General features: G+C 39.9%; 15 protein-coding genes. 6 read left to right on the top strand and 9 right to left on the bottom strand.

Translation table 11 applies throughout. The annotated features are described in order from the left end of the window. Window positions 1–378: 378 nt before the first annotated feature. Genes EEJ45_RS13155 through EEJ45_RS13145 form a run of 3 tightly spaced genes read left to right on the top strand, consistent with a single transcriptional unit; the run spans window position 379 to window position 2,614 of the window. Entirely contained in the window at window positions 379–1,173 is a 795-nt protein-coding gene (locus EEJ45_RS13155) for an amino acid ABC transporter substrate-binding protein (protein ID WP_124565267.1), read from the top strand. Further along, on the top strand, window positions 1,157–1,858 hold the full coding sequence (locus tag EEJ45_RS13150) for an amino acid ABC transporter permease (RefSeq protein WP_124565266.1): 702 nt from the start codon (window positions 1,157–1,159) through the stop codon (window positions 1,856–1,858). Before EEJ45_RS13155 ends, EEJ45_RS13150 begins: the two co-directional genes overlap by 17 nt. Window positions 1,859–1,879: 21 nt before the next feature. Next, window positions 1,880–2,614, top strand: coding sequence for an amino acid ABC transporter ATP-binding protein (locus EEJ45_RS13145; protein WP_124565265.1), 735 nt, complete (start codon window positions 1,880–1,882; stop codon window positions 2,612–2,614). 107 nt (window positions 2,615–2,721) lie between these two features. Here EEJ45_RS13145 and EEJ45_RS13140 read toward each other — a convergent pair whose 3' ends face one another. Further along, complete coding sequence (locus EEJ45_RS13140) at window positions 2,722–2,925, bottom strand: alpha/beta-type small acid-soluble spore protein (protein WP_124565264.1); 204 nt, start codon at window positions 2,923–2,925, stop codon at window positions 2,722–2,724. A 332-nt stretch (window positions 2,926–3,257) separates the two neighbouring features. Between EEJ45_RS13140 and EEJ45_RS13135 the strand changes: the two genes are divergently transcribed. Next, the gene (locus tag EEJ45_RS13135; RefSeq protein WP_124565263.1) at window positions 3,258–3,452 is read left to right on the top strand and encodes an alpha/beta-type small acid-soluble spore protein; all 195 of its coding nucleotides are present in this window, start codon (window positions 3,258–3,260) and stop codon (window positions 3,450–3,452) included. A gap of 496 nt (window positions 3,453–3,948) precedes the next feature. Here EEJ45_RS13135 and EEJ45_RS13130 read toward each other — a convergent pair whose 3' ends face one another. From EEJ45_RS13130 to EEJ45_RS13100, 7 genes are all read right to left on the bottom strand, one after another. Next, the gene (locus EEJ45_RS13130; RefSeq protein ID WP_124565262.1) at window positions 3,949–5,061 is read right to left on the bottom strand and encodes an ABC transporter ATP-binding protein; all 1,113 of its coding nucleotides are present in this window, start codon (window positions 5,059–5,061) and stop codon (window positions 3,949–3,951) included. Window positions 5,062–5,216: 155 nt separating this feature from the next. Beyond that, a complete protein-coding gene (locus EEJ45_RS13125) occupies window positions 5,217–6,062 on the bottom strand; it encodes a PucR family transcriptional regulator (RefSeq protein WP_124565261.1) in 846 nt (281 codons plus the stop codon). Between the two features lie 87 nt (window positions 6,063–6,149). Next, window positions 6,150–6,353 (bottom strand): DUF5342 family protein, encoded by a 204-nt coding sequence (locus EEJ45_RS13120; protein WP_124565260.1) that lies wholly within the window; start codon window positions 6,351–6,353, stop codon window positions 6,150–6,152. A 47-nt stretch (window positions 6,354–6,400) separates the two neighbouring features. Further along, window positions 6,401–7,543: a YheC/YheD family protein gene (locus tag EEJ45_RS13115; protein WP_124565259.1), complete on the bottom strand. Its 1,143-nt coding sequence runs from the start codon at window positions 7,541–7,543 to the stop codon at window positions 6,401–6,403. Next, window positions 7,540–8,904: a YheC/YheD family endospore coat-associated protein gene (locus tag EEJ45_RS13110; RefSeq protein WP_124565258.1), complete on the bottom strand. Its 1,365-nt coding sequence runs from the start codon at window positions 8,902–8,904 to the stop codon at window positions 7,540–7,542. Before EEJ45_RS13110 ends, EEJ45_RS13115 begins: the two co-directional genes overlap by 4 nt. Next, on the bottom strand, window positions 8,901–9,962 hold the full coding sequence (locus EEJ45_RS13105) for a YheC/YheD family endospore coat-associated protein (protein ID WP_124565257.1): 1,062 nt from the start codon (window positions 9,960–9,962) through the stop codon (window positions 8,901–8,903). The genes EEJ45_RS13110 and EEJ45_RS13105 overlap by 4 nt, the downstream gene beginning before the upstream one ends. A 1-nt stretch (window position 9,963) precedes the next feature. Then, window positions 9,964–11,295, bottom strand: coding sequence for a YheC/YheD family endospore coat-associated protein (locus tag EEJ45_RS13100; RefSeq protein ID WP_124565256.1), 1,332 nt, complete (start codon window positions 11,293–11,295; stop codon window positions 9,964–9,966). Window positions 11,296–11,434: 139 nt separating this feature from the next. Here EEJ45_RS13100 and EEJ45_RS13095 point away from each other — a divergent pair, with 139 nt between their 5' ends. Then, on the top strand, window positions 11,435–11,788 hold the full coding sequence (locus EEJ45_RS13095) for a YlbF/YmcA family competence regulator (RefSeq protein ID WP_124565255.1): 354 nt from the start codon (window positions 11,435–11,437) through the stop codon (window positions 11,786–11,788). Window positions 11,789–11,970: 182 nt separating this feature from the next. On the opposite strand, the gene EEJ45_RS13090 is transcribed toward EEJ45_RS13095, so the two are convergent. Continuing rightward, window positions 11,971–12,570: a DNA-3-methyladenine glycosylase gene (locus EEJ45_RS13090; RefSeq protein WP_124565254.1), complete on the bottom strand. Its 600-nt coding sequence runs from the start codon at window positions 12,568–12,570 to the stop codon at window positions 11,971–11,973. Window positions 12,571–12,843: 273 nt separating this feature from the next. On the opposite strand from EEJ45_RS13090, the gene EEJ45_RS13085 reads away from it, so the two are divergent. Then, entirely contained in the window at window positions 12,844–13,716 is an 873-nt protein-coding gene (locus EEJ45_RS13085; RefSeq protein ID WP_124565253.1) for a Cof-type HAD-IIB family hydrolase, read from the top strand. The last annotated feature ends 39 nt before the right edge of the window (window positions 13,717–13,755 follow it).

Below are 13,755 nucleotides of genomic sequence, written 5' to 3'. Positions count from 1 at the left end.
GCATAATCATATATAGAGCATGGAATAGGCTCGATAGCTAAGTCAATTTCGTACCGTGAGGTACGATTACCTTAGAAGCCCCCACCTCTAAGCGAAGCGTAGGTGGCGGGTAGTTCACAGAATAAGAAAGTATCAGTTTTTAGCCCTACCACAATGCGGCAGTCTGTGGTAAGGTTTTTCTATTGTCTTAGGTTCTGTGCAAGTTCATTGTTGTTAAGTTAATACATAGCTCCTAATAAAAAGGTTTTACTGACTAATTATTAAACATTTGTTTTACGGTTACACTACTATCGAAATATTTTATTTGAAAAATATTTAAGAATCACATACAATGTTTTATGTTTGAAATTCCTATAAGAATACTGGAGGATTGTAGTTATGAAGAAATTATTGTCTATATTGTTAGTTGCAATGCTGGCGTTTGCAGCAGGTTGCGCTAAAGAAGAAAAGAAAGAAACAGCCGCTGTCGACACACTAGCTAAAATACAAAAAGATGGTGAATTCTTAATTGGTACGGAAGGTACGTACCCACCGTTCACTTTCCACGATGAAAAAGGAAAATTAACCGGCTTTGATGTGGAAATTGCTGAGGAAATTGCAAAGCGTATGAAAGTAAAAGCTGTATTTAAAGAAACACAATGGGATGCGATGTTTGCAGGGCTTGACGCAAAGCGTTTTGACATGGTTGCAAACCAAGTAGGTATTCGTGAAGATCGTCAAAAGAAATACGATTTCTCTAAACCATATATTTCTTCTTCTGCGGTATTGGTAATTCCTGCTGATAAAGACAAGCCAGCAACGTTTGAAGAAATTAAAGGCTTAAAAGCAGCGCAATCTCTAACGAGTAACTATGGAGAAATGGCTAAGAAAAACGGTGCTGAGATTGTAGGGGTAGAAGGATTTAATCAAGCTGTAGAGCTATTGAGTTCTGGACGTGTGGATTTGACTATTAATGACCGTTTGTCTGTTTTAAACTATTTGCAAACAAAGAAAGATGCAAAAATTAAGATTGCTGATACAGAAGACAATGCGGCAGAAAGTGGTTTGTTGTTCCGTAAAGGCAGCGATACTCTAGTGAAAGAAGTAAATAAACACCTTGATGATATGATGAAAGACGGCACGTACGAAAAAATTTCAACAAAGTGGTTTGGTGAAGATGTACGCAGTAAGTAATACTGTCTTTACACCTGAAAAACTTTCGTTATGGGTTGAAATTTCAAAAGCATCCTTCATGCCTATGCTGGAGGGTGCTCTTTATCATACCATTCCGTTAACACTTATCTCATTCGTTTTTGGATTAATACTTGCAACTGGAACTGCACTGGCACGTTTGTCCAATTCATCTCTTTTACGCTGGATTGCTAGGGCATATGTTTCTATCATTCGAGGAACGCCGTTGCTAGTGCAATTATTTATTATTTTTTATGGACTTCCAAGTGTAGGTGTGACAATCGATCCGTTTCCAGCAGCTATCATTGGTTTTTCATTAAGTGTAGGCGCATACGCATCTGAAATTATACGTGCATCCATTTTGTCTATACCAAAGGGACAGTGGGAGGCAGCATACACAATTGGGATGACGTACAGACAAGCTTTACAGCGCATTATCTTACCACAAGCTGGAAGAGTATCAGTACCGCCTCTCTCTAACACATTTATTAGCCTTGTGAAAGACACATCGTTGGCATCTTTAATTTTAGTAACAGAAATGTTTCGAAAAGCGCAAGAAATTGCTTCAATGAACTACGAGTTTTTAATCGTATACTCTTTAGCTGGTCTCATTTATTGGATCATTTGCTTTGTGTTATCAATCGTTCAACAACGACTCGAAAAACGAATGGAACGATATGTATCTTAACCGAGGCAAAGGAGGAAAAGAATGATTAATGTTAAGCATTTACAAAAAAGCTTTGGGAACAACACAGTTCTGCGCGATATTAGTGCAACGGTGGAAAAGGGAGAAGTGGTGGTTATTATTGGCCCATCCGGGTCAGGGAAAACAACATTCTTACGTTGTCTTAACGTATTAGAAACTCCTGATGGTGGAAGTATTCGAATTGGTGAAGAAGAGGTACAATTTTCACAAAAGATTACGAAACGTGATATTGCAAGATTACGTACGCAAACGGGTATGGTATTTCAGCATCATAACCTTTTTCCTCATTTTACAGCGCTTGAAAATGTGATGGAAGGCCTTATTACGGTACAAAAGCAAAATAGAGAAGAGGCTAGACGTAAAGCAGAGAGCTATCTACATAAAGTGGGGCTCGCGGATAAAATGAATTTATACCCGTTTCAGCTTTCCGGGGGACAACAGCAACGTGTTGGGATTGCGCGTGCACTTGCATTGGAGCCAAAGGTCATGCTGTTTGATGAGCCAACCTCTGCCTTAGATCCAGAGCTGGTACAAGAAGTTTTAAAAGTAATGAGAGAGCTTGCTCAGGAAGGTATGACAATGGTTGTTGTCACACATGAAATGAAGTTTGCACGTCATATTGCCAGTCGTGTTATTTTTATGGACGGCGGTGTTATCGTTGAGGAGGGAGCACCTGCCGATGTATTGGAAACACCGCAAGAAGAAAGAACAAAGCGATTTTTAAGTTTAATTCAGTAAAGCCTCGAATATTTGAGGCTTTTTTATGTATTATAATAGATCAAATGTAGCTACCACATAGTAAAAGATCTTGCGCAAAGGCGCAAGATCCTAGCCATAGTATAAAATTATTTTTGGTAGCCGCCTAATTGTTGCTCAGCCATTGCTACTAAACGCTTTGTAATCTCTCCGCCTACAGAACCGTTCGCACGTGCAGTTGCTTCAGGTCCTAAGTTTACACCAAACTCAGAAGCAATTTCATATTTCATTGAATCAAGAGCTGCTTGTGCACCTGGTACTGCTAACTTGTTAGAAGATTGTTGACTTGGCATGATAGTTCCTCCTTAGAGAGTTTGTTTGGTTGGATTAGCTGGATTTGCACCAGTGTAGCCCTTTATGGCTCTAACCCAGTGAATGTGTTTCTGTATCTCTAGTATGTTTCAACATAGTGGAACTATGCGATTTATAGAATTGGTAATTTTTTCACCATCTTTATATAATGTTTAAGCGCTTTTTTGGTCGTAAAAGACAATACATCAGATTGAAGAAATTATATATATCTACAGCATGTCTGTAATTTCCAAAATTTACACCTTCTTTTTGTACATAGGAAAATGCTAATTTCGCATACTATGCTTACACCAACAAAAGGAGGTGAACCGACATGACAAGAACAAACAAATTGGCTGTTCCTGGTGCACAAGCTGCATTGGATCAAATGAAATACGAGATTGCTTCTGAGTTTGGCGTAAACCTTGGACCTGAAGCTACAGCTCGTGCAAACGGCTCTGTAGGTGGTGAAATCACAAAGCGTCTTGTAGCTTATGCTGAACAACACCTAGGTGGCGTACAACGATAAAAATGGCTATAAAGGGCGGGGAGTTCCCGCCCTTTTCTGTTTCTTAATATAAATATAGTGGGGGAACATGATGGGAGTATGTCCACTTTGTAATGGCTTTATAAGTAGTGTATACACTTGTCCTCATTGTGCTGGAAAGGTGGAAGACCGGGGAAAAGCTGTTGATTACATTGATGACTACAGTGCTTACATGGATGAAAATATTCTGCAAGAAAATATGGCTACCTCGAGTTGTACCCATTTATTTTATTGCACATCTTGTGAAAACCAATATCAAATTCAGGTTCAGGAAATATAAAAGGAAGCTGCACCAACTGTATGCAGCTTCCTTTTATTTGATTTAGCTCTGAACGAGCCGCTTTCGCTTTTCTATTGTCTAGCTACAGAGGCTAGCTCCTCCGGTCAGAGCCCCCTAGCTCATTAAGGCAAAGAACGCCTTTATGTGCTGGGAATCTTTGCCCTATGGAGCTGAACGAGCCGCTTTCGCTTTTCTTATTTACTTCTCGTTTGCGTGACGAATGCGAACTTCTGAGTCTACGTCGAAGAAGTGAACTTTGTTCATGTCAAATCCTAATGTGATGGATTGACCTGGCTTGTATTCAGTACGAGAGTCAACACGTGCTACGAAATCTTGACCGCCTACTTGAGAATAAAGCATTGTTTCTGCACCTAATAGCTCAGCAACTTCAATTTTTGCTTCTACTGTAGAGCCTGCTGCAGAAGATATAAATACAGGCTCGTCATGAATTTCTTCTGGACGGATACCCATGATAATCTCTTTGCCGATGTAGTTTTGTTCGCGAAGGTACTTCAGTTTACCTTCAGGCACTTGTAGGCGAAGGTTACCTGCTACGAAAGAATCGTTTTCAAGTGTACCGCGGAAGAAGTTCATCGCTGGAGAACCGATAAAGCCACCTACGAACACATTCTCAGGACGTTCATATACTTCCTTAGGAGAACCTACTTGTTGGATTAAGCCGTCTTTCATAACAACAAGGCGTGTCGCCATTGTCATTGCTTCTGTTTGGTCGTGCGTTACATAGATTGTTGTTGTACCCAGGCGTTGGTGAAGTTTAGAAATTTCAGCACGCATTGATACGCGAAGTTTTGCATCAAGATTGGATAAAGGCTCGTCCATTAAGAACACTTTTGCGTCACGAACGATTGCACGGCCTAGTGCTACACGTTGACGTTGACCACCGGAAAGAGCTTTAGGTTTACGATCTAAGTATTGCTCAAGACCTAGGATGCGAGCTGCTTCTTTTACGCGCTTGTCAATTTCTTCTTTTGAGAATTTACGAAGCTTTAAGCCGAAAGCCATATTATCATATACGCTCATGTGTGGGTACAACGCGTAGTTTTGGAATACCATTGCAATGTCACGGTCTTTTGGTGCAACGTCGTTCACGCGCTTACCATCAATGAAAAAGTCACCTTTTGAAATTTCTTCAAGACCTGCAATCATACGAAGTGTAGTAGATTTACCACAACCTGAAGGACCTACAAATACAATAAATTCTTTATCTGCAATGTGTAAGTTAAAATCTGTTACTGCTGTTACGTTGTTATCATAAATTTTATAAATATGATCTAATTTTAATTCAGCCATGGAAATACCCTCCTGATCATTGTTGAAATCGTTTTCTTATAGAGTCAGTGTATCCCAATTCTACATTTACGTAAATGTATAACATGACCAAAAAAAACGCTTTCATTTGTGCAACATGTACAAATGAAAGCTACTTTAGCTTATAGATGTTTGCATTAATATAAGCACAGAGAAATGTACACGGCAACGGCACCTTTAAAGTTTTTGATATCGATTCCTGTTTTTTCAATAAATTTATCAACGCGGTATTGCACGCTATTTCGATGCATGTATTGCTGTTTTGCTGCAAGTGATACGTTCATATTCGCTTCTAGAAACATTTTTACTGTATGAAGTAAGTCCGCATCATCTACTGCTTGGAGCACAGGAAGCAATGCATCTGCTTTTGCTATCACAAAATATGGCAAAATATCCTCCAAATCCATGATGTGGCGATGAGATTTACGAGTACAAAGAAAGCCTTCATGTTCCCATTGAAACCAAAAGAGAAGGGAATTATTCACAAGTCTTAACTTGCCAACAAGGATATGCAAAGTAATGAAAAAATCTGATGTTAATGTTTGAAACGCGTCTTTGTCTAGAAAAGTATCTACATTCGCATCAGGATAACACTCAATAATAACTCCAGTTTTATCGTCTTTCCACACAACGATAAATTCCGTTGCCAATAGTCCTGTCAAGGCCTCTTGCCAAGCCTGTTTTTCAAAAAAAGGCTGCTTTAAGGAAAAGTGTAAAAACCTAACAGCTTTTGCTTCTATTGAAGGAAAAGAACCAGATTGAAATAAAAAGGCTTTCCATGCCTTCTGTGCTTGTGACCAGTCATCCTCGAGAAGAGGAGTTAAAAAGAGAGAGAGAAGATCTTCGTCTTTTTTCGTAAGGTTTTCTTTTAAAATGCCAAATTTTTGTCCGCCGGTATCAGCATACCAGCTATATAGGTCATATGTATCTTCAGATGTATCGGTAACGACTGTACCATAGTATTGTTTTAGTTTGTCTAACATGTAAAATCTCCTTATGTAAACCTTATTGTATTAAGTGTAGCACAGAAATTTTAAACATAAAAACCCTTCCATTTTGAAGGGTTTTTATTATTCATATACGTGATACAGCATAAGCTCGTGAATATGAGCCAGCATTTCTTGCTCATGCCTAGCATCAGGGACAGTATCTCCCCATTCAATTCGACCATCTTTATGATACGTAGCTGTATAGTATGTTTTTTGGAAGAAAAAAGAAATGCGCCATCCTGGCAACGAAGTGAATAAAGGCTTGTATTGAAAGTGTGTAAACATATGTGTCTCCCCTTTGGTGATGATGCTATATGGAATACGACATAATGTTATAAAAATCCTGCTTCTTGAAAACATATGGTCACAAGATTTTGCATGACCTGTGCTTCAATAACAGGCTCATCAAAACGCATCGGCTTTGCGTTCGCTTCAAAGATATAATAACGTCCATTCGGGTCGACACCGATATCTAGTGAGAATTCACGAACACACCCAAAAGATGCTATTAAGCTTTGCCCGCAGAGAGCAACAAGGTGCTCCAGTTCCTTGAAGCGAACCGGTCTTTCTAACGCTTCTAACGCAATAATATGTCCACCGTTTGGCACGTGTGTAACAATATTTCCACTGCCTGCAACACGAACGCCAACACCGCTAATTCTAAAAGAACCGTGTACATAATGAGAAACAATGCGCAAATCATATTTTTTACCGTCATGTTCATCGTGTTCAATTGCTTGCTGTGCAATAAATGAGGATTGTTCATGACAAAACATTTCCCACAGCGCTTCAAGGCTACATGTATAAGGAGAATTCATAGGTCTTTCAATACGCAATATATCACCTTGATTTGTTATGCGTAATAGTTTTTTTCCTTTTGCACCATGAGCCTGCTTGATATATAAAACAGAATGAATAGTGAGATGTTGATAGAGATTTTTTTTAGTTTCAATTAGAACGGTGTCCGGTAAATAGCGCTGTAATTGTTCTTCAGCTGAAAGAGCCTTGTAAACATCCCACTTTGAAAAAAATTCCGAATTAAAGACAGGAATATTTTTACATGATAGAGTGTTTAGTGTATACTGTGCTTCTCTAGTTTGCTCTTGTGTACGATTGGGAATCCGGTTATATACGACATCTGGATAAGGCATATGATAGGGAATCCAAGATTGCTTCTGTTGCATGTAACCCACAATGTAATCACTTTTTACATTATAAGATGTAAAAAGAAAACCAATTCCGTTGTTAGCTCGGATGGTACGAAGCAAAGCGCTGAGTCTTTTCCAGTCTCCGTAACCTTTACCTTCTGCAGTTCCCCCTATGAGAACGCCTATTAAAGGACCGACTCGACCGGTATGTGCGTGAACTTCAAATGTTTGAGCTTGTATGGGAATAGGAGAATCCAAAAGGATGTGACCTAATCTTTGTTTTGGAGTATCGCAGTACCATACGCCTTTTTTATAACCAATTATCATTGAAAAAGTTCCTCTGGTGTAAATAACGCTTTTTCTGTAAGATGCAAGGCATAATCGAGGAATAACTCTTTGGTAATAAGGTCGCCTTCTCGTAGTTTCGGGTAATCAAAAATAGAGCGTCCGGGCTTTGAATTGGCTTCAAAAAGCCAAACATGTCCGTTTTTATCAACACCTACATCAAAGCCAATCTCACCGATATAACCAGTGACGGTGGCATCAATCTGCTTGCTTAGCAGTAAAGTGACTGTTGTCAAACGTTCCTTTATTGTTTGACGCTCCTTATCATCTGGGAAGATTTCTTCTAATGTTTTCACTTCCCCCCCATTATTAATGTGGGTGGTCATGCTACCTTGACCAGCTATTTTGGCAGCGATGGCACTCACAATCCATTCGCCGCTTCGATTTTTATTGGTATGAATTCGAAAATCTACAGGATTGCCGTTTACACGTAGGAGAGGGATCCCTTGTTGTACAATAAAGGTATGCAAATCTACGTCTGCAAGAAGGTGGTTCATTAAAAATTCCAATGAATGATATTTTCTAAGTTTATTTCCCTCTTCATCACGGTAGCGGCAGTAATATTCATTATGCTCAAAGGAGTATCTGACTTGATAAATCCCATTACCCAGACTCCCATTCATAGGTTTAATATACACATGTCTGTATTTAGAGAGAAGAAGTTCGACTTCTTCAAATCCGGAAAACAACCGTGTTTCGGGCAGGTAGGAGGCTACTTCTTTATCGTTTTTCAACAAGGTATAAATATCCCATTTATTAAAGAAGCCGGGGTTAAACCATGGGATTAAGTATTCCTGCTGTAGTCGATTTTTCACACGTGCGATGGCACGATGATTCTCTGTCTTGCGATTGGGAAGGCGATCATATACAACATTTGGAAAAGGGATATCATATTGTACCCAGCGCTCTTGGTTATAGAAGTAGCCTGTGATAATCCCTTCTTGCCAATTGATGTTATGAGAACCGAATACAAATAAATAAGCCTTTTGAGCTGGTTTTGAGGTTAAGAGATTTGCAAAAAATAAAGAGCGTTCTCCAATGGGCCTGAGCTGAGATTCTGTAAAGCCAGCTGTAAAAATCCCAATCAAAGGTCCGATAATAATGGTATCATCATGCAGGAAGACATGTATATCAGATAAAAAAGGCAGGCGTAGCTCTTGTAACACCTCACGTCCAATTGTAATGGTAGAATCTGATAAGTAGTCTGTTTTTATTTCACAGGGTACAACACAAGTACCAAAGGAGATATATCGCAGTGCATTTGTTTCTGAGACAGTATATGGCACATACACGATACCAGGCTCTCGTGTTCCTTCAGCAAGCTGGAATTGTTTCCGGTTCATAGCACATCCGCTCCCTTAGCTAGAGAATGACAATACAAAAGCGGAGCGCGATACAATCCCTCGGCACAGGAAGGGTTGCTTTCAAGCAATACCTTTCGTCCAGGCTTGGAGTTTACATCAAGTAACCATACCGCACGACTTCTGTCAAAAGCTACATCAATTCCAATCTCAAATAAAGGAGGAAGTTCTTTCTCAAGGGCTGCAGGAACGGCTGAGATTAGAGTGTGCAAATCACTTTCGAATAACGCTATATCACGGCGCGGATAGGATTGTTTCCAAGTAGAGTAGGAGAATGCATGACTGCCGGCATTGAGGTTAGAAACTAAGCTTTGCTCATCGCCAATCCTTACACCGCGCCCTGCTTCCTGCCATTTACCTTGTTCGTTCTTCTGCAATAAAATGCGAATATCAAAGGGTCTTCCCATCCGATCTTGTACAGAAAGATAAGGCTGCTTAACATAAGGACGGCGAAGTGTAATGTTTAGCCAATTCATAAGCTCATCTTTTGTTTGAAAAAGCTCTTGCTTCACATCTTTTACAGATTGTATATATACTTCAAAGCCTTTTCGGCGCATGATGATACGACAAAGTCCGTTCCCTTGAGAACCTTGCAGCGGCTTTAAAATCACTTCGCCTTTCTTACTGATATCGTCCCATACACTTTCCGTTGTAGCTGTTTCAGTAACTGGAAGGTAATGAGCAACAGTTTTATGTTTTTGCAAGATTGCGTATGTTTGCATTTTATCGGGTAGCCCATGTCCTAAAAAAGTTGTGCTAGGGCGTTTTTTCAACCAGTCGACAATCGGTCTTGCTTTACGAGAGGCATCTGAGCTATTGTAAAAACAGCGGTCATATATATAAGAAGGGATTGGAAAAATTTCCTTTTTCCATCTTTGCGTTTCATTATGAAATAAAAAACCGGATACGAGTTCTGTAGCCGGATTGATGTCAGTAGGTGTAAAGCGGACAACTTGTATATTGTATAAATGTCCTCGTTTCGCAATTTCAGTGAAATATTCCATTTCAGTTGCACGTATTGATAACAAACCAAGCATCATTTTAATTCCTCCTTAGCGGTTGTTGAGCAATTGAACAACAATAATCTAATATAGAGCGTACAGAAGGTCTTATGCGATCGGATGCAGGCATATTTTTAGACGGTTTTACATTTACCTCCAACAGCCAGGGGTTGCCGGATGTATCAATTGCCAAGTCCATACCGAATTCCCCGTATAGTCCTTCATAGGATTGATTGATGCATTTTGCAATCTCGATAGCCAATTCATAAAGAAGCTTCTTTAGGTGTTTTACTTCCTTCTGTTCAAAACCTGAATACAGCACTTCTTCTAGCTTATACATCTCTCCTCCCATCGCAACATTGGAAACAAACTCATGAGGAGAGGAAACGCGAGCAACCGAAGATGAAACACGCCAGCCTGTGTCAGATAAGTGACACAACAATCTAAAGTCGACGGGACGCTCCGTGTATGTGTACAAACTGAGTCCTTGCTGAATGATATACGGACGCTTTCCAACATAATGCTTGAGCGTTAAAAATAAATCTTTTACCGATGAATACGAACGACTAATATCACCTTGAAACGTAGTATAATCTAGGATATATTGCTCATTTTGCTTCGTAACTTTAAAGATATGGCGTCCTTGGCTTCCGTATGCTGGCTTTATAAATAAAACAGGAAACATACTGAGAGAATCTTGTAAAGCAGAAAAGCTGGTAAATAAATACGTGCGCGGTACGTATGGTTGTAAATAAGAAAAATTTTCTAAAGTGTTATAAATCTCCCACTTGTTTAAGAAACGCTCATTAAAGTAAGGGATACCGTGCTGTGTAATGAGATCTTTCCAACTGGCAAAATCATCACTTTGTTCTGTTTTACGTGAGTGTATACGATTATGTACCACACTCGGAAAGGGGACTTTCTTTAAGACCCATGAGCCATCTTCATACGTGTAGCCTGTACTCCACAAAGGTAAAGAGGTGACATAAAAAAAGTAGCCTTGCTTTTCGGAAAGGATTGCAAGCTCTTCGCAAAATGCAGAAATATTGCCGAATGAAGCGCTTTGTATTTCTGTGATGACGGCAATGACAGGACCGACTAACAGCTCTTGATGAGACGGTAAATAACTGCACCTAAGTACGCGTTCTTCTGGTAAAAGAAGTTGTGATAAAAGTTCTGGATGACAAACGATATGATTTCCAATCTCATCTATTGAAGTAATATTCACGAACACGTTTGTTAGACCAAAAAAAATCGTAAAAGAGTCACCTGGACGAAGTTTCCACTGCATAGCGAGCCGCTTCGATAAGCGAATTTCATGTAAACTCTTCACATTACCAGTGACAAGTTTGACGGTTGAACAAGAAAACATTGAAAACGCCTCATTTCCTAAACGATCTTTCTACAGCTTATGACATGTAAAAAAAGTGGTGAAACGCTTATGACCGGATTATACATATGATAGGGAGTCTGTTATAGTTAGTGAGGAACATAAAAAGGAGGAATTATATATGGCTACAAATATGTATGATGCAGCATATGCGCTGCAAAAAGCAATTACAGAAAATCCAGATTTTATCGCTTTAAAGCAAAGCTATGCGAATGTGCAAGCAGATCCGCAAGCAAAACAATTATTTGATCAATTTCGTGCAGTACAAATGGAATTGCAACAGAAAATGATGCAAGGACAACAAATCACGGAAGCTGATAATGCAAAAGCACAACAGGTTGTTGCGCTAGTTCAGCAAAATCCCAAAATTGCGCAATTAATGCAACAAGAGCAACGTATGAACATGCTGATTGGGGACTTAAATAAAATTATCTTAAAGCCACTTGAAGAATTATACGGACCTCTTGCGCAATAAGAAAAGCGGAAGCGGCTCGTTCAGGTGCAATGGCAGAGGTTCTCAGAACAAAAAGGCGCATTTTGCCTTTATGAGCGGAGGTTCTCTGCTGGTAGCACCTAGCCGCTGGAGCTGGACAATAAGAAAAGCGGAAGCGGCTCGTTCAGTTAAAATAGCTTGATGCATTGCGCATCAAGCTATTTTTATTTTGAAACCCCTGGATGACCTTTGTAATAAAAGCGCCACGGGTAGTGGACGGCCTCTTCTGCGTAATCGATATTAATTCGTGGTCCTGTTGTTATTTCATAGGGCAAGGGGTTACACGCTTCAATGTAGAGAGTATTACCAAATAATGATACTCCATTGTGAACTCTTGTAATGCACATGGCTTTGCACAGCTTACCGGGCCCGTTTGTAAGGTTACGCATTTGACTTTTACTCACATTTATTGTGCCGTATCGTGCATACAGCATCTCCTCTATTCCTTCGTCAGGCATAATTGCACGGACCAAAATACCATGTGGTACGCCTTCTGGAGCTGTAATAATATTGAAGCAATCATACATGCCGTATATCAAATAGACATAAGCATGCCCCGGCGCACCGAACATGACTTCTGTGCGAGCAGTACGACGATTACCATGGCTATGGGCCGCTTTATCTTCAGGTCCTTGGTAAGCCTCAACTTCTATGATAATACCACTTCTTCTTTTGCCATTTACAACGTGTACTAATCGTTGTCCAAGTAAGCGGCGTGCGACAGTCAATGTATCATATTCATAAAATGATAAAGGTAATTTCATACAGAACACTCCTTTTATAAGTGCAAATAGTTTTTCGTATATAGACATAGTAAGAAAATCAAAGGCAAGAACTGTTTCATATAGACCTGTGGGTTTCCACTGCACGAGCTCCGCTATGTAACTACATAATACGCGGTCTACCTTCCCGTTCTAAAAAACTCACTTTCATTTTTGTCAATTCACAGACGCTTGAAGTATGATTTGTTCTAAGGAAGCCCATCGTTTCATACGCTATTTATGAGGACGCGACAGCTTAGAAAAGGAGGGGCTTCTATGATTTATCGGTTATTAGCTATTAATATAGATGGTTCTCTCATTCGCTCCAACGGCCGTTTACAAAAGGGCGTAAAGGAAGCGATTGATTTCGTGCGCGAAAAAGGCGTATACGTGACGCTTTATACGAGCCGTAATTTTCAGTCGGCGCATAAAGTGGCCAAAGCGCTAAAACTGGATTCATTGCTTGTCACCCATAGCGGTGCGTTTGTTGCGTCATCTTTAGATGAGCCGTTTGTACAACGCAAGCTATCGGAAGAGAAGACATTTAACTTAGTACAGGTACTTGAACATTTTGATTGTAACATACGTATTTCACACGAACGTTTTTCTTTAGGAAACCGGCGCAAGCTGTCCTCTAATCTCATTGCACGTGCCGTACTTTCAAATGCAGACCCTGTATTTTATCCTATCCAGTTTGTAGAATCGTTAGGCGATACACTACGTGATCAGCCTGTAGAAGCGGCGCGAATTGACGTATTTTTCGCTAGTAAACAAGATAAAGAAAAAGCATTGCAGACTGTTCGTGATGCATTCGAGGACGTAAACATCATAGAATGTAATGGTAATAAAATCGAAATTTTACCTACAGGTGTGTCAAAGCTACGTGGTCTACAAATTGTTGGTCAGCATTTGGGAATTGCCACATCAGAAATGGTCATTATTGGCGACAGCATTGATGATTTAGAAGCCATTGAACACGCTGGACTTGGTGTAGCAATGGGGAATGCAACTATTGAAGTGAAACGTGCTGCTGGCTGGATTACCCGCTCTAATAATGAAAATGGTGTTACGTATATGATTAAAGAACACTTCCGTAAACAGTTTCCGCTTGATTTCTTGAAAGACCATATTAGAATCAAGCGTTGGTAATCTTGCAAGCAGAGGCTGTCCCAAAAGTGGAACAGCCTC

Origin of the sequence: Ectobacillus antri (genome assembly GCF_003852715.1) — a bacterium.
Taxonomy (GTDB): domain Bacteria; phylum Bacillota; class Bacilli; order Bacillales; family Bacillaceae_G; genus Ectobacillus; species Ectobacillus antri.
Note: the sequence above shows the minus strand (reverse complement) of the source record. Positions and strands in the feature narration are given on the sequence as shown.